The organism is Enterobacter sp. EC_50 (genome assembly GCF_019584525.1).
In the GTDB taxonomy this organism is placed as follows: Bacteria; Pseudomonadota; Gammaproteobacteria; order Enterobacterales; family Enterobacteriaceae; genus Enterobacter; species Enterobacter roggenkampii.
This window is the reverse complement of record NZ_VDAF01000001.1, coordinates 218,902-235,391: the sequence shown is the minus strand read 5'-3', so window position 1 is coordinate 235,391 and position 16,490 is coordinate 218,902. Positions and strand designations below refer to the sequence as shown.

Annotated in this window: 14 protein-coding genes; 9 read left to right on the top strand and 5 right to left on the bottom strand. The window is 59.3% G+C overall.

The genetic code is table 11. The features are described 5' to 3' along the window. Nucleotides 1-102 precede the first annotated feature (102 nt). The 7 genes from ydcS to FHC48_RS01045 all read left to right on the top strand — a co-directional run bounded on the left by ydcS (nucleotide 103) and on the right by FHC48_RS01045 (nucleotide 6,668). Nucleotides 103-1,248, top strand: a complete 1,146-nt coding sequence (gene ydcS, locus FHC48_RS01075) for a putative ABC transporter substrate-binding protein YdcS (protein WP_025910840.1) — start codon at nucleotides 103-105, stop codon at nucleotides 1,246-1,248. Between the two features lie 17 nt (nucleotides 1,249-1,265). Then, on the top strand, nucleotides 1,266-2,279 hold the full coding sequence (locus FHC48_RS01070) for an ABC transporter ATP-binding protein (RefSeq protein WP_059363583.1): 1,014 nt from the start codon (nucleotides 1,266-1,268) through the stop codon (nucleotides 2,277-2,279). Nucleotide 2,280: 1 nt separating this feature from the next. Beyond that, on the top strand, nucleotides 2,281-3,225 hold the full coding sequence (locus tag FHC48_RS01065; RefSeq protein WP_059363585.1) for an ABC transporter permease: 945 nt from the start codon (nucleotides 2,281-2,283) through the stop codon (nucleotides 3,223-3,225). After that, nucleotides 3,215-4,021, top strand: a complete 807-nt coding sequence (locus FHC48_RS01060) for an ABC transporter permease (protein WP_023292290.1) — start codon at nucleotides 3,215-3,217, stop codon at nucleotides 4,019-4,021. The genes FHC48_RS01065 and FHC48_RS01060 overlap by 11 nt, the downstream gene beginning before the upstream one ends. A gap of 24 nt (nucleotides 4,022-4,045) precedes the next feature. Next, nucleotides 4,046-5,470, top strand: a complete 1,425-nt coding sequence (gene patD / locus FHC48_RS01055) for an aminobutyraldehyde dehydrogenase (RefSeq protein ID WP_021240249.1) — start codon at nucleotides 4,046-4,048, stop codon at nucleotides 5,468-5,470. Between the two features lie 182 nt (nucleotides 5,471-5,652). Beyond that, nucleotides 5,653-5,826 (top strand): GhoT/OrtT family toxin, encoded by a 174-nt coding sequence (locus FHC48_RS01050; protein ID WP_013096478.1) that lies wholly within the window; start codon nucleotides 5,653-5,655, stop codon nucleotides 5,824-5,826. An 86-nt stretch (nucleotides 5,827-5,912) separates the two neighbouring features. Further along, nucleotides 5,913-6,668, top strand: coding sequence for an alpha/beta fold hydrolase (locus tag FHC48_RS01045; RefSeq protein ID WP_049121312.1), 756 nt, complete (start codon nucleotides 5,913-5,915; stop codon nucleotides 6,666-6,668). Between the two features lie 70 nt (nucleotides 6,669-6,738). Here FHC48_RS01045 and FHC48_RS01040 read toward each other — a convergent pair whose 3' ends face one another. Genes FHC48_RS01040 through FHC48_RS01030 form a run of 3 tightly spaced genes read right to left on the bottom strand, consistent with a single transcriptional unit; the run spans nucleotide 6,739 to nucleotide 13,248 of the window. Continuing rightward, nucleotides 6,739-8,916 (bottom strand): virulence factor SrfC family protein, encoded by a 2,178-nt coding sequence (locus FHC48_RS01040; protein ID WP_220420488.1) that lies wholly within the window; start codon nucleotides 8,914-8,916, stop codon nucleotides 6,739-6,741. After that, nucleotides 8,913-11,894 (bottom strand): virulence factor SrfB, encoded by a 2,982-nt coding sequence (locus FHC48_RS01035; protein WP_059363589.1) that lies wholly within the window; start codon nucleotides 11,892-11,894, stop codon nucleotides 8,913-8,915. The genes FHC48_RS01040 and FHC48_RS01035 overlap by 4 nt, the downstream gene beginning before the upstream one ends. A gap of 4 nt (nucleotides 11,895-11,898) precedes the next feature. After that, nucleotides 11,899-13,248 (bottom strand): SrfA family protein, encoded by a 1,350-nt coding sequence (locus FHC48_RS01030; RefSeq protein WP_059363590.1) that lies wholly within the window; start codon nucleotides 13,246-13,248, stop codon nucleotides 11,899-11,901. Between the two features lie 283 nt (nucleotides 13,249-13,531). Between FHC48_RS01030 and FHC48_RS01025 the strand changes: the two genes are divergently transcribed. Together FHC48_RS01025 and FHC48_RS01020 are read left to right on the top strand one after the other, a co-directional pair. Further along, entirely contained in the window at nucleotides 13,532-15,130 is a 1,599-nt protein-coding gene (locus FHC48_RS01025) for an ABC transporter substrate-binding protein (protein ID WP_059363592.1), read from the top strand. A 100-nt stretch (nucleotides 15,131-15,230) separates the two neighbouring features. Then, a complete protein-coding gene (locus tag FHC48_RS01020; RefSeq protein ID WP_059363594.1) occupies nucleotides 15,231-15,464 on the top strand; it encodes a YdcY family protein in 234 nt (77 codons plus the stop codon). 3 nt (nucleotides 15,465-15,467) lie between these two features. Here FHC48_RS01020 and FHC48_RS01015 read toward each other — a convergent pair whose 3' ends face one another. After that, nucleotides 15,468-15,917 (bottom strand): DMT family transporter, encoded by a 450-nt coding sequence (locus FHC48_RS01015; RefSeq protein ID WP_023292297.1) that lies wholly within the window; start codon nucleotides 15,915-15,917, stop codon nucleotides 15,468-15,470. Continuing rightward, nucleotides 15,914-16,432 (bottom strand): GNAT family N-acetyltransferase, encoded by a 519-nt coding sequence (locus FHC48_RS01010; RefSeq protein WP_023292298.1) that lies wholly within the window; start codon nucleotides 16,430-16,432, stop codon nucleotides 15,914-15,916. Before FHC48_RS01010 ends, FHC48_RS01015 begins: the two co-directional genes overlap by 4 nt. Nucleotides 16,433-16,490 lie beyond the last annotated feature (58 nt).

Genomic DNA, 16,490 nt, shown 5'->3' with positions numbered 1-16,490 from the left:
GAAGCCGAACGGTGCGGCGCATTTGCGCGGTCTACGTTTAATAAGGGAGATATTTTTACGGCACGGCTGCCGCTAAATTTCATTGCGACAGGAGTAACTCTTATGAGCAAAAAATTTGCCCGCAGCAGCCTGTGCGCGCTCGGCATGACTATCATGGCCGCGCAAGCCGCAGAACCACCAAAGGCCATTGGCGACGGGGAAGGTCGACTGGATATTATCGCCTGGCCGGGATACATCGAGCGGGGGCAGACGGATAAAAACTACGACTGGGTCACCCAGTTTGAAAAAGAGACCGGGTGTGCGGTTAACGTCAAAACGGCGGCCACGTCGGATGAAATGGTCAGCCTGATGGCGAAAGGGGGATATGACCTGGTGACCGCCTCAGGTGATGCCTCCCTGCGGCTGATCATGGGCAAACGCGTCCAGCCGATTAACCCCGATCTTATCCCCAACTGGAAAACCCTCGACGAGCGGATTGTGAAAGGGGAATGGTTTAACGTCGGCGGTAAAGTCTACGGCACGCCGTACCAGTGGGGACCAAACCTGCTGATGTACAACACCAAAACCTTTCCGACACCGCCGGACAGCTGGAGCGTCGTCTTTACCAAACAGGATCTGCCGGACGGTAAAACCAATCAGGGACGCGTGCAGGCCTATGACGGCCCGATTTATATCGCCGATGCGGCGCTGTTCGTCAAAGCGACCCAGCCGCAGTTGGGTATCAAAGACCCTTACCAGCTCACCGAAGCACAGTATGCCGCCGTGCTGAAAGTGCTGCGCGACCAGCATGCGCTGATCCACCGCTACTGGCACGACACCACCGTCCAGATGAGCGATTTCAAAAACGAGGGCGTGGTGGCCTCCAGCGCCTGGCCGTATCAGGCGAATGCCCTGAAGGCCGAGAACCAGCCCATTGCCACCGTCTTCCCGAAAGAGGGGGTGACAGGCTGGGCGGACACCACCATGCTGCACGCGCAGGCTAAACACCCGATGTGCGCCTACAAATGGATGAACTGGTCGCTGACGCCAAAAGTGCAGGGCGATCTGGCCGCATGGTTTGGCTCCCTGCCTGTGGTGCCGGAAGGGTGTAAAGCCAGCACGCTGCTGGGCGATAAAGGCTGCGAAACAAACGGTTATAATGAGTTCGACAAAATCATGTTCTGGAAAACCCCCATCGCAGAAGGCGGCAAATTTGTCCCTTACAGCCGCTGGACGCAGGATTACATCGCCATCATGGGCGGTCGTTAATTGCCCGGGAGCAGAACATGACGTACGCAGTCGAGTTTAACAATGTTTCCCGTCTGTACGGCGACGTCCGGGCGGTGGATGGGGTCACCATTGCGATCCGCGACGGAGAGTTTTTCTCCATGCTGGGGCCTTCGGGCTCCGGCAAAACCACCTGCCTGCGTCTGATCGCCGGTTTTGAACAGCTGTCAGGCGGGACGATTTCTATCTTCGGCAAAGAGGCAAGCGAACTGCCCCCCTGGGAGCGGGACGTGAACACCGTGTTTCAGGACTACGCGCTGTTCCCGCATATGTCGATCCTCGACAATGTCGCCTACGGGCTGATGGTCAAAGGCGTCGACAAGAAAAAACGCCATGCGCAGGCCCGCGATGCTCTGGAAAAAGTGGGCCTGAGCTTTGCCATCGCCCGCAAACCTTCGCAACTTTCCGGCGGCCAGCGTCAGCGTGTCGCCATCGCCCGCGCGCTGGTAAACGAACCGCGCGTCCTGCTGCTGGACGAGCCTTTAGGGGCGCTCGATCTCAAGCTGCGGGAACAGATGCAGTTCGAGCTGAAGAAACTTCAGCAGGAACTCGGCATCACCTTTATTTTCGTCACCCACGATCAGGGCGAGGCCCTTTCCATGTCGGACCGGGTGGCGGTGTTCAATAACGGGCGTATCGAGCAGGTGGATACCCCACGCGATCTTTACATGCGTCCGCGCACGCCGTTTGTCGCCGGATTTGTCGGCACCTCCAACGTTTTTGATGCGGGCCTTGCGCAGACGCTTTGTGGCATGGAGGGCACCTTTTCCCTGCGCCCGGAGCATATTCGCCTTAATGAACAGGGTGACGTTCAGGTTCAGGGCGTCGTGCAGGCCGTTCAGTATCAGGGGGCTGCCACGCGTCTGGAGCTGAAGCTCGCCGATGGCGCCAAACTGCTGGTGAGCCAGGCTAACTTCAGTGACGCCTCGCCGCTGAGCGGCATTGCGCCGGGGCAGGCGGTCATGGCGTCATGGTCACGCGATGCGATGATCCGCCTTCACGAGGAGGGGTGAAATGGATATGAGCGTTGCGCATCCTCCCGCCCCGCGCGGCCGTCTGAGCCGCATGACGGCCCTGTTCTGGCGAAAGCCGTCGCTCGGTCTGTTCCTGCTTCTGCTTGCGCCGCTGATGTGGTTTGGCATCGTCTATTTAGGGTCGCTGCTGACGCTGCTGTGGCAGGGGTTTTACACCTTTGACGATTTCACCATGGCGGTCACGCCGGATCTCACGCTGGCGAACATTCAGGCGCTTTTCAACCCGGCAAACTACGACATCATCCTGCGCACGTTAACGATGGCGATTGCGGTGATCATTGCCAGCGCCATCCTCGCATTCCCGATGGCCTGGTACATGGCGCGATACACCAGCGGCAAGTGGAAGGCTTTCTTCTATATCGCCGTGATGCTGCCAATGTGGGCGAGCTATATCGTTAAAGCCTACGCCTGGACGCTGCTGCTGGCGAAGGACGGCGTGGCCCAGTGGTTTCTCAGCCATCTCGGCCTGGAGCCGATTCTGACCTCAATCCTGACGCTCCCGGCAATTGGCGGCAACACCTTGTCCACCTCCGGGCTGGGACGGTTTCTGGTCTTCGTGTACATCTGGCTGCCGTTTATGATCCTGCCCGTCCAGGCGGCGCTGGAACGCCTGCCGGCCTCGCTGCTGCAGGCCTCAGCCGACCTTGGCGCGCGTCCTCGCCAGACTTTTCGCTATGTCGTTCTGCCGCTGGCCATTCCGGGCATTGCGGCGGGCTCAATCTTCACCTTTTCTCTGACGCTGGGGGATTTCATCGTTCCACAACTGGTGGGGCCGCCGGGCTACTTCATTGGTAACATGGTCTACTCCCAGCAGGGCGCTATCGGCAATATGCCGATGGCCGCCGCGTTCACGCTGGTTCCCATCGTGCTGATTTCTCTTTATCTGGCGTTCGTGAAACGTCTGGGAGCATTCGATGCACTCTGAACGCGCACCGCTGTTCCTGAAAGTGGCAGCGTGGGGAGGCGTCATCTTCCTGCACTTCCCGCTGCTGATCATCGCGACCTATGCCTTCAACACCGAAGACGCCGCCTTCAGCTTTCCGCCGCAGGGGCTGACGCTGAAGTGGTTTAGCGTGGCGGCGGGGCGCGGCGATATTATCGAATCCGTGACGTTGTCACTTCAAATTGCCGCGCTTTCCACCGCGATAGCCCTTGTGCTTGGCACGCTTGCTGCAGCGGCGCTGTGGCGAAGCGCGTTTTTTGGCAAGAATGCGATCTCTCTGCTGCTGCTGTTACCGATTGCGTTACCGGGGATCATCACCGGCCTGGCGCTGCTGACGGCTTTCAAAACGATCAATCTTGAGCCGGGGTTTTTCACCATCGTGGTCGGACACGCCACCTTCTGTGTGGTGGTGGTGTTTAACAACGTGATTGCCCGGTTCAGACGCACCTCCTGGAGCCTGGTGGAAGCGTCAATGGATCTCGGGGCTGACGGGTGGCAAACCTTCCGCTATGTGGTGCTGCCCAATCTGGGTTCCGCGCTGCTGGCCGGGGGAATGCTGGCGTTTGCCCTGTCGTTTGACGAGATCATCGTCACAACGTTTACGGCGGGACACGAGCGCACGTTACCGCTGTGGTTGCTCAACCAGCTCGGGCGTCCGCGCGACGTGCCCGTCACCAACGTCGTGGCTCTGCTGGTGATGCTGGTGACAACTATCCCCATTCTGGGAGCCTGGTGGCTAACCCGCGACGGCGAAAACATTGCTGGCAGCGGGAAATAACAGTGATTTCAACAGGAAAATGCTATGCAAAAACATCTGCTGATAAACGGTGAGCTGGTTGCCGGAGAGGGTGAAAAACAGCCGGTTTATAACCCGGCCACCGGAGAGGTGCTGCTGGAGATTGCTGAGGCGTCAGCGGCCCAGGTCGACGCGGCGGTGCTGGCGGCTGACCGTGCTTTTGCGGCGTGGGGACAAACGACGCCGAAAACCCGCGCCGAGTGCCTGCTGAAGCTGGCGGATGCGATTGAAGCGCACGGTGAGGCATTTGCCCGGCTCGAGTCCCTCAACTGCGGCAAGCCGCTGCACTGCGCGCTGGGGGATGAAATTCCGGCGGTGGTCGACGTTTTCCGTTTCTTTGCCGGGGCCGCTCGCTGCCTGAACGGTCTGGCAGCGGGCGAGTACCTTGACGGTCACACCTCGATGATTCGCCGCGACCCGGTGGGCGTGGTGGCCTCTATCGCGCCGTGGAACTACCCGCTGATGATGGCAGCCTGGAAGCTGGCCCCCGCGCTGGCGGCAGGGAACTGCGTGGTGATAAAGCCCTCTGAGATCACGCCCCTGACCGCGCTGAAGCTGGCAGAGCTGGCAAAAGATATCTTCCCGGCGGGCGTTCTGAACGTGCTGTTTGGTCGCGGGAAAACGGTCGGCGACCCGCTCACCGGGCACGAGAAGGTCCGCATGGTTTCGCTGACCGGTTCGATTGCGACCGGGGAACATATCATCGGCCATACGGCGTCCTCGATTAAACGCACCCATATGGAGCTGGGCGGCAAAGCGCCGGTGATCGTGTTTGATGATGCCGATCTGGATGCGGTGGTCGAAGGGGTGCGGACGTTTGGCTTCTACAATGCCGGGCAGGACTGTACGGCAGCCTGCCGCATTTATGCCCAGAAGGGAATCTATGCCCAACTGGTAGAAAAACTGGGTGCCGCAGTCGCCAGCCTTAAAATGGGGGCGCCTGAAGACACCTCGACCGAACTGGGACCGCTCAGCTCGGCCGCCCATCTGTCACGCGTCTGTCAGGCCGTCGATGAGGCGAAAGCGCTCGGCCATATCCGGGTTGTCACCGGCGGGAGCAAAAAAGAGGGGGCGGGCTACTACTTCCAGCCAACCCTGCTGGCGGGTGCAAAACAGGACGACGCCATCGTTCAGCGCGAGGTGTTTGGCCCGGTGGTGAGCGTCACCGAGTTTGATGACGAGGCGCAGGTGCTGGCCTGGGCAAACGATTCGCAGTACGGCCTGGCGTCATCGGTCTGGACCAAAGACGTGGGGCGCGCCCATCGCCTGAGCGCGCGCCTTCAGTACGGCTGCACCTGGGTGAACACCCATTTTATGCTGGTGAGCGAAATGCCGCACGGCGGCATGAAATTATCGGGCTACGGGAAAGATATGTCGGTCTACGGGCTTGAGGATTATACGGTTGTGCGGCATGTGATGATCAAACACTGATCCGCTTAGCCTGGCCGCTTGCGCGGTCAGGCGTTCTCTTTGCCCGCCAGATGTGTTACATAAGATACTCAATTGTTATTAGCCATAATTTTTAAGTGGTTATTCTGTAACGAAAAAACTTGATCTGTGTCAACATATGACGCATATTGCGTGCGGTTATTTTTTCGGCTCTGGTATACAGAATGACGTTGTATCAAAAGATGTTGGTTTTTTACGCAATTATGGCTTCCATCTGCGCGTTAATCACCTGGTTCCTCTCAAAAGACCGCAAACGTATCCGCCTGCTGAGCGCTTTCCTGGTGGGGTCAACCTGGCCAATGAGCTTTCCCGTTGCGCTGCTGGTCTCGCTTTTCTGAAGCACGCTTCCAGTTTTAAAAGATGAACATAGCATTCCTGATGTGATAGCTGTATAAATATACAGTTCATCATAAAAGGAGTGCTTATGAACAGTTTTTACTCGCAGCAGGCCGGTTGCACCGTGCGCTGGCACGACTTGCCCGGCTCTGGCGATCCCGTGGTGTTCATTCACGGGCTGGGCTGCGCCGCTTCCTATGAATATCCCCGCGTCGTTCGTGACCCGCTGTTTGGCGCACGCAGAGCGATTCTCATCGACTTGCCCGGCAGCGGCTACAGCGATAAGCCTGAGCACTACAGCTACAAAACCACCGACCAGGCGCACGTTGTGGCGGAGCTGATTGACCATCTTAAACTGGATTCCTTCTGGTTATACGGCCACAGCATGGGCGGCAGTATTGCTATCGAAACGGCGGGGCTTTTGGCTACGCGCGTGAAGGGGCTGATGGTGTCAGAACCCAATTTTCACGCGGGTGGGGGCATGTTCAGCCGGTCAATCGCGGCGCAAAGCGAGCAACAGTTTCTGGAACAGGGTTACGACGCCATGCTCAGCGCAGAAAAAACGGCGTGGGCAGGGTGCCTGCAGAGCAATGCGGCTTATGCCGTCTGGCGCGGTGCATCCAGCCTGGTGGCGGGCGTTGAACCGGAATGGGAAGCGCAGTTCCTGTCACTTCCTTGCCCGGTAACGTTGATTTTTGGCGAGCTCTCTCTGCCGGATGACGATGTGGAAAATCTGCAACAGAAAGGCGTTGAGGTAAAAATTATCCCTGCGGCGGGGCACTCTATGTCGTGGGAAAACCCCTCTGCGCTGGCGCAGGCATTAGCCGGGTGTATGACGATGTAATTATTGTACAATTTATCATCGTTGCGAAATGTAGGCCGGGTAAGCGCAGCGCCACCCGGCAAGAAGGCGGCTACATTATTAAAGCCCGTAGTGCCTGACGAGCGTCAGGCTGAACATCATGCGGGTGCTGGTAATCAATGTTCTCGATCGCGCGGCTATAGAGCGCGACCAGCCAGTCGTAAACGTACGCGGTAGCCGCATGGACCGGCTGTTCACCCAGACGCGTCAGGCGGGGCTCGGCGCTGCTCACCACCGGGGTGACGAAGATGGCCTGCCCCTTGCGGATGCGGCTTGCCGGGCGCGTCGCCACGGGCGTCTTGTCGTAACCCAGCCAGCCAATGAAATTGCCCATCACGGCATGCAGTTGCGCAGCGCTACTCTTATCCGCTTCGACAATTCGCTGCAGCTGCTGAGGCAGATCCAGCCGGTAGCTGGTGACCACCAGCACATCCGCAATTTGCTGCAATACCGCAGGATCCATCCCAAGACGGGCGGCTGTCGCCTCGTTGCGGCTCCACTGGCGCAGATGATTTATCCAGACTTTGTGCGCCAGGCGCGCTTTGTCTTTGGTCTGGTACAGACCGGCGCTTTCCTGGGCGTTCTCGGCAAACAGGTCAATGGTATCCGTAAATAGCCCGTTAACCTGCTCCTCGCGCGGCTGCTGAACGGCCAACAGCGTTTCAAAGGCCTTCAGCGGCGGCAGCAGGCCTTCAAGCAGCTCGCCGTGGCGGGCGGCACTGCTTTGCAGCGTGCGCACCATGTTTTCTGCCTGAGTGCGTCGGATACCTGGCTCCTCAACCAGCGGTGCCAGGTAGCTTTGCATCATCGCCGAGAGCTCCAGACGCAGCGCGTTTTTGAGCGTGCCGAGACGCTTCTGTCGCTGCGCGGGCAGCGTGGCCTGAGACAGCCACTCAATGACGCGCTGCATGCTGTGGCTGTCCAGAGCCTGCAGCGTGCCCCAGCGCAGGCCGGGCTTCCCGAGCAGATGCTGTACGGCTTCATCGAGATTCTGCCGGGTGGTAAAGCGAGCGTCGTGCGGGGTGATCGCCCATACCAGACCCAGCAGGGCAGATTCTTCCGCAGGCTGCGTCTCCCTGACCCAGTTCATTAACACTTTTGCTTTTTTGGCCGTCTGTTCGTGCTGCGCCGTCGCGTTGCAGATGACCAGCACATCCGGCTGGAGCTGTTGACGGTAGTGCTCAAGCAGCCACTGGGATTTTGCCTGGCGTAGCGGATCGGCATGGCGGTCTTCAAACACCGGGATATCAATGATATCGACATTATCCAGCGCGCCGTTCTCAACCGGAAGCACCAGCTCGCGGGTCAGGAAGGCCAGCACATCGACGGGGAGGCTGATGGCGTTCAGCATTTCACCGTTGTTCAGCGGATGGAGAAGCGTCTCTTGCGTATTCTGCAGCGCTACCGAGCCGTCGTGCGTCAGGAACTCTTCGCCAGGCAGCCCGAAGCTGTCCACCAGCAGGCTAAGGGGGGCCGCAATCTCGCTGGCATGGCTGGTCTGGTGCAGCACATGGGCCAGATTTAACCACTGCTGGGTCAGTTCCTGCTGCTCGCCCCACAGCAGCGACCAGACGCTGGCGCGGGTGCTGAGATCGAGCGAAGGCACCAGTTGGGCGAACTCGTGCCACAGGGCATCATCAATTTGCTGTTTCGCGGCGGGTACCGTGCTCTGCCAGAAGCGGGCAATCGCCCCCACGTCCTGCGCCGTGATGCCGGGCACGCTCTGCGGCTGGCGCAGACCGCGCCATTTCTCCAGGCGGGTCTCAATGACCGCCTTATCCACCGCGCGCATCTGCGGATGCAGCGTCGTGCGGGCAATAAACAGCTGCACCAGCTCGGCCTCGGTGACCAGGCTCAGGCGCAGCGGAAACGCCTCGTCAAGCGCTTCCGGGGTTTCCCGGGTGAAGCGGACGGCCATGTTGGTCAGGGCATGTCCCGGATTGATATGCGAAAAATAGTCAAAGGTGCGCTGGCCTGGCGTCACGTTCAGGCGTCCATTGCCGCTGCCGCACAGCGACAACAGCAGGTGCGCTTTCGCGCTCTGCGAATGGCCGTAAAGCCCGATGCTGCTCTGGCGGGTCATGGCGCGTTCAATGGCCTGCTCGCGCGCCTGCGCCGCGTTGATGCGGGCAAGCAGGGCGTCGGCATCGTTATCCAGCACGGGGGCGTTCAGGCGCGTCTCGTTGATCCACCCGATTAAGGCCTGAGTGGTGGTGGTCGTCGCTGTCATTTCAGGTATACGCTCCCGCTGTCGATCCAGTAGTGGCTGCCGCTGTGTCGGCGGTCGGCCAGGGTATTCAGTTTGAAGGTTAAGGCGTCAGGCGCCACCGGCGTGCCGTCCTGCAGCCAGGCATCGCTCAGCTCGAAGGCCTCCGGGCCTTCATGCTTGCTGCCGCCGCAGAGTTTGAGCCGCACGTTCAGCACGCCGTCGCCGGCAATCGCTTTTGCCAGTTCGGCCGAGTTAATGCTGAGCGTGTAGAGCGGCGTGGCCGGCCAGCGCGCGTTCGCCAGCTGGCGGAAGCCGAGGGTGACGTTACCGCGCAGCGGGAAGTGCAGACGCGCGTCAAGCTTCGCACCGGGTTTATCAAGATCGATATCCTGATACCAGACGTTTTCCTCGCGCAGGGTATTGACGGTGTTATCCAGCACGCCCAGATAGCGCACGGTGGAATACGCGCCAATGTCCGCGGCCTTAAAGTTGAAGCGCGGCAGACGCAGGTCAAGCGCCAGGCTGCAGAGCATGGCCCCCACGGCAGCGGTCGATTTCGGGTTGCCAATGCGTCCCTGCTGGCTGAACGGATACCACTCATGCACCTGGTATTTATCCAGCCAGACGATGCGGTTGACCGGCACCGGCTGCAGGTGGCGAATCAGCGCCTGAACCCCAGGCAGGCAGCCCGGGCGTCCGGTGATCAGCAGAATGTCGCAGCTATAATGGGAGATCGCCTCACACACCGCGTGGAGCGGGGAGGCCAGCGTAAACTGCCCGGCCAGCATCGCATCCTGCATTTCGCGGAAATTGACGTGCAGCGGCACGGCGAACAGGTCAAAAGCGTCAGAACCCGCAGGCAGGGCATGGTCGATCGCCTGCTGCAGATAGTTCATCACGTTGCGGGTCGGCTTCTGCGGCAGGAGATCGCCAAAGGTGGCGTGCAGACCAGCCAGCGGATCGTCAACGTCGCTGGACTCCCACCCGGCAAGAATCGCATGGCCAAGCGGCATAAACAGCTGCAGCGCCGTCTGCTGGCGCAGTACGGCCTGGGTATCAATGCGCCCGGAGTCGCCGAACAGCGAGGCCATCAGCAGCGAGGCGTCTGCGATACCGGATTTTTGCAGCTGCGTTTGCAGGGCGGGCAATACGTAGCGCTGAATCACGTCCAGAAGCGTGTCGTCGCCCGCCACCTTAAACCCTTCCCGGAACAGCAGCTGCGGGGTGATTTTGACGTTATTGCCGGAGCCGTCGTCCAGTTGGTAATGGGTGATCGCCATATCCGTTGTGCCGCCGCCGATGTCGATGGACGCGACGCGCAGCGCGCGTCCCGGCTGGCTGCCCGGCTCAGGCTCACGGTCCGGACGGGCAAGGGAGGCGAAGAAGGCCTCGGTCTGGCCGCCAAAGCGGGAGATGGCTTCGTTATACAGCCAGACCAGCTGACCGCAGCTGGCTTCATCCCACTCCATCTGGATTTCCGGTACCGGCACCACGCTTTTTTCCTGCTGTTTGCGGGTGACAAAATCCTCATCCTGCGGGTGCCAGCCCATCGCTTTCCAGACAATGGCGATGGCTTCAAACATGCGGCGTCGGAAGATCTCGCGCTCCTGCTTTGGCATGGCGGAGGGCAGCGTCAGGATCAGCGTGCGCAGCTGGCGCGGCGACGCCGGGAAGCCCAGGCGCAGGCGCGTGGCGACGCTGTTGATCTGCCCCAGCGCCTGTGCCAGCAGCTCGCACAGCATATGGGTCATCAGGGTGCTGCGGCTGTACTGCGGCGAGAAGACCGGCAGGCGCTCGTCCTGCGGCAGCGTGAAGAGCGGCTCGCCGTCATCGTTCATCAGGTTCATCAGCGGGAACGCGGTGGCAAGCGGTTCACGCTGGGTCTTGCTGTTCATCTGGCTAAAGCGCCAGTCCTGCACGACCGGGGTTTCATCCCACAGGTAGCGACGCGGGCTGGAGATACCGCTGTTGCCCTCGGTGCCCAGACGCTGCATCGCCAGCTTGCGGGCTTCATCACCTACGCGGACAATCGACGGCCAGACAAAGGCATCTTCGCGACCGCTTTCCACCGAGAAGTGCTGCTTGCCAAAACGCGCTTCCGAAAACTCGAGACGGCTGGTGAACAGCGGTTCGTTCAGAAACTGCGGCTCGCTGAGCGAGCGGACCTGCAGCTCGGCGGTCTGGCGCAGCCCATCGTTGGCATCGCCGTGGTCTTCAATAATGACGCCGCAGGTGTGGGTATTGCCCACGTCGAGGATCAGGTCGACCGGAATGGCAGGCGTGCTGAGCGTATGGGTGACAAATTTCACTTCCGGTACGGTGAGCTGTTCACCGAGCATGGTCAGCAGGTTAAGCCAGTGGGCCTGATATTCAAAACTGCGCATCGCCTGCTGCAGGTCGCGTTCAGAGCGGTTCTCAACGCCGTCGGCATACTGGGTAAACGCCTCGCGCAGCCAGCCGTCAATCCAGGTCTGATCGAGGAAACTGTCTACCTCGTTATCGCGCCACGCCAGCGCGAAGCGGGTCCCGTTCAGAATATCGTTTTCCACCGGAGAGAGCGCGGATGTGGCATGGTCGGCAATCTGGCTGTCAAGCGCGAGCGTGACGCGGTGCGTATTGCCTGCCGTGTCCGGGGTGTCAAGCTTGCGCACCTGAACGCGCGCCCAGTTATCCGGCCCTTCAACAAAGGTCCGCGGCGGGTTGAAGCGCAGGAACGGAACCGGAAGCCAGACGCCATCCAGTACCGCCAGCGACTGATGCAGCGGGATAGTGGTTTCCGGCTTGACCACTTCAGGCTGGCCGCCGTTCATGCCCGGCAGGGTATAGCGACCGTTGACCAGGTCGAAATCGAGGCGCAGTAGCGGGCCGTTCGCGGTTTTACGTACGAAGCGCCCGTTGCTGGCGGAGTCCTGCGGCGTCAGACCGAAATCGAGGAACTGCACGCCGCTGTTGGCAATAAGCGTGACGCTTTGTTTATAGTCGCAAAGATTTACCAGCATAGGATCAGGCACCTGCTTTCTTGAACGTCAGTGGGACGACGGTGTTGGCATCATAACGGGCGCGACATTCTGCGATATCGCTGGTGCCTGCTTTACAGGCCACTTCCGGCATCGGGTAGCGGGAACCGTCGGTGCAGCGGGCAGTACCGCGACTCTTAATCATCAGTTCGCCATTGCTGTGTAGGCCGGAGAAGACCTCCGCGCGGCAGACAATGTTGTCGCCGTGGACAACGCGGGCGAAACCTTTATTGTTCTGGATTTGATAGCGCAGCGAAGGCGGCTTGCCGGTCACCGGATCCTTCACGTCGAGGATGGCGCGCCAGGTGCCGTTCAGGAAGCGCGTCGATCCCGCTTTCACCTGATTCGCTTCCATCACCATGGCGTCTTTCGGAATGGCGACAATCACCACCGGAGCGGGTTGTGGCGCAGCTTCAGCCGGAGCCGCTTCTTTTTCTTTGCTGGCCACGACCTCCGCCTGATGCAGCGGTAGCTTCATCGCCAGCGGCTCAACCGCCTTGATCGGTTTTGGCGCAATCTCCACGGGTTCAGGTGTGGGAGCCGGAGCAGGCTCAGCGGAAGGCGCCTGTTTTGGCCACAGCAGCGGAGCGGCAACGGCGGCGACGATCACGGCGGCAACCGGCAGGGTCCACAGGGGAACGCGGCGCTTTTTCACGACGTTCGCTGGAGCAGGCGCCTGAACAGGTTGTGCAACGGCAGGGGCCGGTTCGGGCTCATACAGCTCCTCCGGCGTAATACGCACCACCGTGGATGGAGCGATCAGCGGCTCGTCAGCGTGCTCAAAGGTCATCACCGGCTCTGGCTCAGACTCGGGTTCAGGATCGTCAATCACAACGGGGGCTGGCTCAGGGATCAGCGATTCACGCAGGCAGTCGAGGACATCGTCGCGCGCGTTCTCGTTGAGGTTTACAAATCCCCAGAAACTGATGACCGGCTTTCCGTCCACCAGGAAGAGGAAGTTTTCGCCCGGGAACTGAAATGCCTTCGACAGCAGAGAGCCAAAAAGCTGTTGCGCGGTTTTAGGCGACTGCAGGCATTTCTTGCTTAATGACTCGACGCTGGCGAGCGTGTTTTCCAGATAGCGCAGGGCGCGATAGCGATCATCTTCATCGGCCGCTTTCCAGCTGGTTACGCTCCCTTCAACCGGGGAATACCAGTCCACGCGGTCGCCGCTGTCGTTGACCTGAGGAATCGCCAGACAGTCGACGATGGCCTGTTGTTTGCGCAACCGGAGCGCTTCCCGGATTTGCAACGCTGATTCGAAAACGGCTTGTCCGCCGCCGCCAACGGCCTGAAAATCATCCAGATTACCGCTGCGTAAAAGAGTTTTTGCCACGATTTGATCCCATATACTTCTTCACACCATTACTTTAACGAACCGAGGACGCAACCAAACGGAGGAAGAGACGCTAAAAGCGCCGATTTCTTGAGGCATAGAAAGTGACGGTTGTGCTTGACGAATAATGGCACTTAAGGCAAATCGGCTTTCTGGGCGCTGGCGGTTAAAACAGCAAAAACCGCGGCTTTAGAATAACCTGATAGTGTTTCGTTATTTGCCAGGTCAAAACGCCTGTGCTGTTATTACTGTCCTATATAATAAAACTGTCAGGGTTATAACCATGTCTACAGGGAAAACACTGCTCGCCCTTGCGCTGAGCGCGCTGTTACCAGCCGGTGCCGCATGGGCGGCAAATAACGACACCCTTATTTACTGTTCAGAAGCCTCCCCCGAGTCCTTCAACCCGCAAATCGCCAGCTCTGGCCCGTCTTTTGTGGCCAGCTCTCAGGTGCTGTATAACCGTCTGATCAATTTCGACCCGGTGAAAAACACCCCGGTGCCGTCGCTGGCGGAGTCCTGGACGATTTCGCCGGATGGCAAGACCTATACCTTTGCCCTGCGTAAAGGGGTGAAGTTCAACAGCAACAAATACTTCAAACCGACGCGCGACTTTAATGCCGATGACGTTATTTTCTCGGTCATGCGTCAGAAAGACCCTAAACACCCGTACCACAACGTGTCGCAGGGCAACTACGAGTACTTTAATGATGTCGGTCTCGATAAGCTGATCCAGGACGTTAAAAAGGTCGATGATTATCACGTCCAGTTCACCCTCAGCGAACCCAACGCCGCGTTTCTGGCCGACTGGGGGATGGATTTCGCCTCGATTCTCTCCGCGGAATACGCCGACGCAATGCTGAAAAAAGGCACGCCTGAAAACGTTGACACCTGGCCGATTGGTACCGGGCCTTACGTGCTGCAGCAGTACAAAGTGGATTCGCTGATCCGCTACGTCGCGAACCCTAACTACTGGGAAGGCGAGGTGCCGACGAAGCATCTCATTTTCTCCATTACGCCAAACGTGGAAACCCGCCTGGCGAAGCTGCAGACCAACGAGTGCCAGATTATTCCTGCGCCATCCCCGGTACAGTTTGACGCCATCAAGAACAACAAAGACCTGACGCTGCACGCCGTCGATGCGCTGAACGTTGGTTATCTGGCGTTTAATACCGAGAAAAAACCGTTTGATAACGTGCTGGTGCGTCAGGCGCTCAACTACGCGACTGACAAGAAGGCTATCGTTAATGCGGTGTTTATGGGATCGGGCACGGTGGCAAAATCACCGATCCCGCCAAATATGCTGGGCTTCAATAAAGACCTGAAGGACTACAGCTACGATCCTGAAAAAGCGAAAGCCCTGCTGAAGCAGGCGGGTCTGGAGAAGGGCGCGGAAGTCACGCTGTGGTCAATGCCGGTTCAGCGTCCGTATAACCCGAACTCGCGTCGTATCGCGGAGATGATCCAGAGCGACTGGGCAAAAGTCGGCGTGAAGGCCAAAATTGTCTCCTACGAGTGGGGCGAATATCTTTCCGGAATGCGTAAAGGCGAGCATGACTCCGCGCTGTTTGGCTGGATGTCCGACAACGGCGACCCGGACAACTTTGCCGACGTGCTGCTCGGCTGCAACAGCATTAAAACCGGCTCAAACGCCGCGCGCTGGTGCGATAAGGGGTATGATGGTCTGGTGCAAAAAGCGAAGCTGACCAGCAGCCCTGCCGAGCGCGCGAAGCTCTATGGCCAGGCGCAGGAGATTTTCTACCAGCAGGCGCCGTGGATTGCGCTCGCAAACGGGAAAACGTTCTACGCGACCCGCAGCAACGTGACCGGGTACAGCGTAAGCCTTATGGGCAGCGATTTCTCGAAAGCGAAGCTGAACTAAGCCTTTTTAGCCGGGTGGCGGCTACGCCTTACCGGGCCTACATTTGGCACCCGTAGGCCCGGTAAGCGTAGCGCCACCGGGCACATAACAAGGAGTGACAATGTCACATTTAAACGAAGTTATCGCCCGCGTCGATGCTGCCATCGAAGAGAGCGTGATTATCCACATGAACGAGCTGCTGATTGAATTAAGCGATGATGCAGAGCTCAGCCGTGAAGATCGCTACACCCAGCAGCAGCGTCTGCGCACCGCGATTTCGCACCACGGTAAGCAGCATAAAGAGGAGATGGACGCGCGTGAGGAACTGCTGACGAAAGGCGGCACCATACTGTAACCATCAAAACTGGCGTCGCGCCACCAGCCAGGCCCCGACCACCAGCATCACCGCGCCGCACACCGGGCCGATCAGGGCGCGCAGCGGGATGCCCTGGCTCCTCAGCACGTCCAGCACCAGCCCGCCAATCAGCTGGCTTGCGACCAGCACGGCGATGGTCGTCGCCGCGCCAACGTTCTGATAGCCGCTGATGCTGGCAAACACGAAAAACGACCCCAGCAGCCCCGGGATAAGCGTCCACCAGCGCACCGTTGCGGCGAGCTCGCTGAACCCGGCGACGCCCTGTTTTAGCAGCAGAATGCTGACAAACAGCACGATGCCGACCAGCGAATTCAGCAGCATCGCGATAAGAATGGTGGAGGAGGACTGGGTGATACGCACCATCAGGGTGTTTTGCACCACCAGGCCAATGCCCGCCGCCACCAGAAACGCCAGCGTCAGTGACTGATTCATGGGATCGCGTCCGGGTCGCTGCGCTCGTCCAGCTGCAGCTGCATAAAGGTTAAGTCCAGCCAGCGGCCAAATTTGGTTCCCACCTGCGGCATTTGTCCGGTCGTCACAAAGCCGAGCGTTTCATGGAGATGAATCGAGGCATGGTTTTGCGCTTCAATCCCGGCCACCATCACGTGTTTCCCGATGGCGCGGGCCTCGTTAATCAGCGCCTTCATCAGCGTGCGGCCAATCCCTTTGCCCTGATGGGCCGGGTGGACGTAGACCGAGTGCTCAACCGTATGACGGAAGCCGTCAAAGGCGCGCCAGTCGCCGAAAGAGGCGTAGCCGGTGATTACGCCGTCTTCCTCGCTCACCAGAACCGGGTAGCCCGCAAGCGAGCGCGCCTCAAACCAGGCGATGCGGTTATCGGTATCGACGGTTTTATCGTTCCAGATCGCGGCAGTGTGCAGCACCGCGTGGTTGTAAATCTCGCCTATCGCAGCGCAGTCTTCTTTGCAGGCATGACGAACGATCATGATGAAGCCTCTGTGTGTTGTTCACTATAGTATTACGTTATCGCTACGATATTACACA

What these genes read in the sequence shown, in the direction of transcription:
- ydcS (WP_025910840.1), top strand. Translation starts at nt 103, where the DNA reads ATGAGCAAAAAATTTGCCCGCAGCAGCCTGTGCGCGCTCGGCATGACT.
- FHC48_RS01070 (WP_059363583.1), top strand. Translation starts at nt 1,266, where the DNA reads ATGACGTACGCAGTCGAGTTTAACAATGTTTCCCGTCTGTACGGCGAC.
- FHC48_RS01065 (WP_059363585.1), top strand. Translation starts at nt 2,281, where the DNA reads ATGGATATGAGCGTTGCGCATCCTCCCGCCCCGCGCGGCCGTCTGAGC.
- FHC48_RS01060 (WP_023292290.1), top strand. Translation starts at nt 3,215, where the DNA reads ATGCACTCTGAACGCGCACCGCTGTTCCTGAAAGTGGCAGCGTGGGGA.
- patD (WP_021240249.1), top strand. Translation starts at nt 4,046, where the DNA reads ATGCAAAAACATCTGCTGATAAACGGTGAGCTGGTTGCCGGAGAGGGT.
- FHC48_RS01050 (WP_013096478.1), top strand. Translation starts at nt 5,653, where the DNA reads ATGACGTTGTATCAAAAGATGTTGGTTTTTTACGCAATTATGGCTTCC.
- FHC48_RS01045 (WP_049121312.1), top strand. Translation starts at nt 5,913, where the DNA reads ATGAACAGTTTTTACTCGCAGCAGGCCGGTTGCACCGTGCGCTGGCAC.
- FHC48_RS01040 (WP_220420488.1), bottom strand. Translation starts at nt 8,916, where the DNA reads ATGACAGCGACGACCACCACCACTCAGGCCTTAATCGGGTGGATCAAC.
- FHC48_RS01035 (WP_059363589.1), bottom strand. Translation starts at nt 11,894, where the DNA reads ATGCTGGTAAATCTTTGCGACTATAAACAAAGCGTCACGCTTATTGCC.
- FHC48_RS01025 (WP_059363592.1), top strand. Translation starts at nt 13,532, where the DNA reads ATGTCTACAGGGAAAACACTGCTCGCCCTTGCGCTGAGCGCGCTGTTA.
- FHC48_RS01020 (WP_059363594.1), top strand. Translation starts at nt 15,231, where the DNA reads ATGTCACATTTAAACGAAGTTATCGCCCGCGTCGATGCTGCCATCGAA.
- FHC48_RS01015 (WP_023292297.1), bottom strand. Translation starts at nt 15,917, where the DNA reads ATGAATCAGTCACTGACGCTGGCGTTTCTGGTGGCGGCGGGCATTGGC.
- FHC48_RS01010 (WP_023292298.1), bottom strand. Translation starts at nt 16,432, where the DNA reads ATGATCGTTCGTCATGCCTGCAAAGAAGACTGCGCTGCGATAGGCGAG.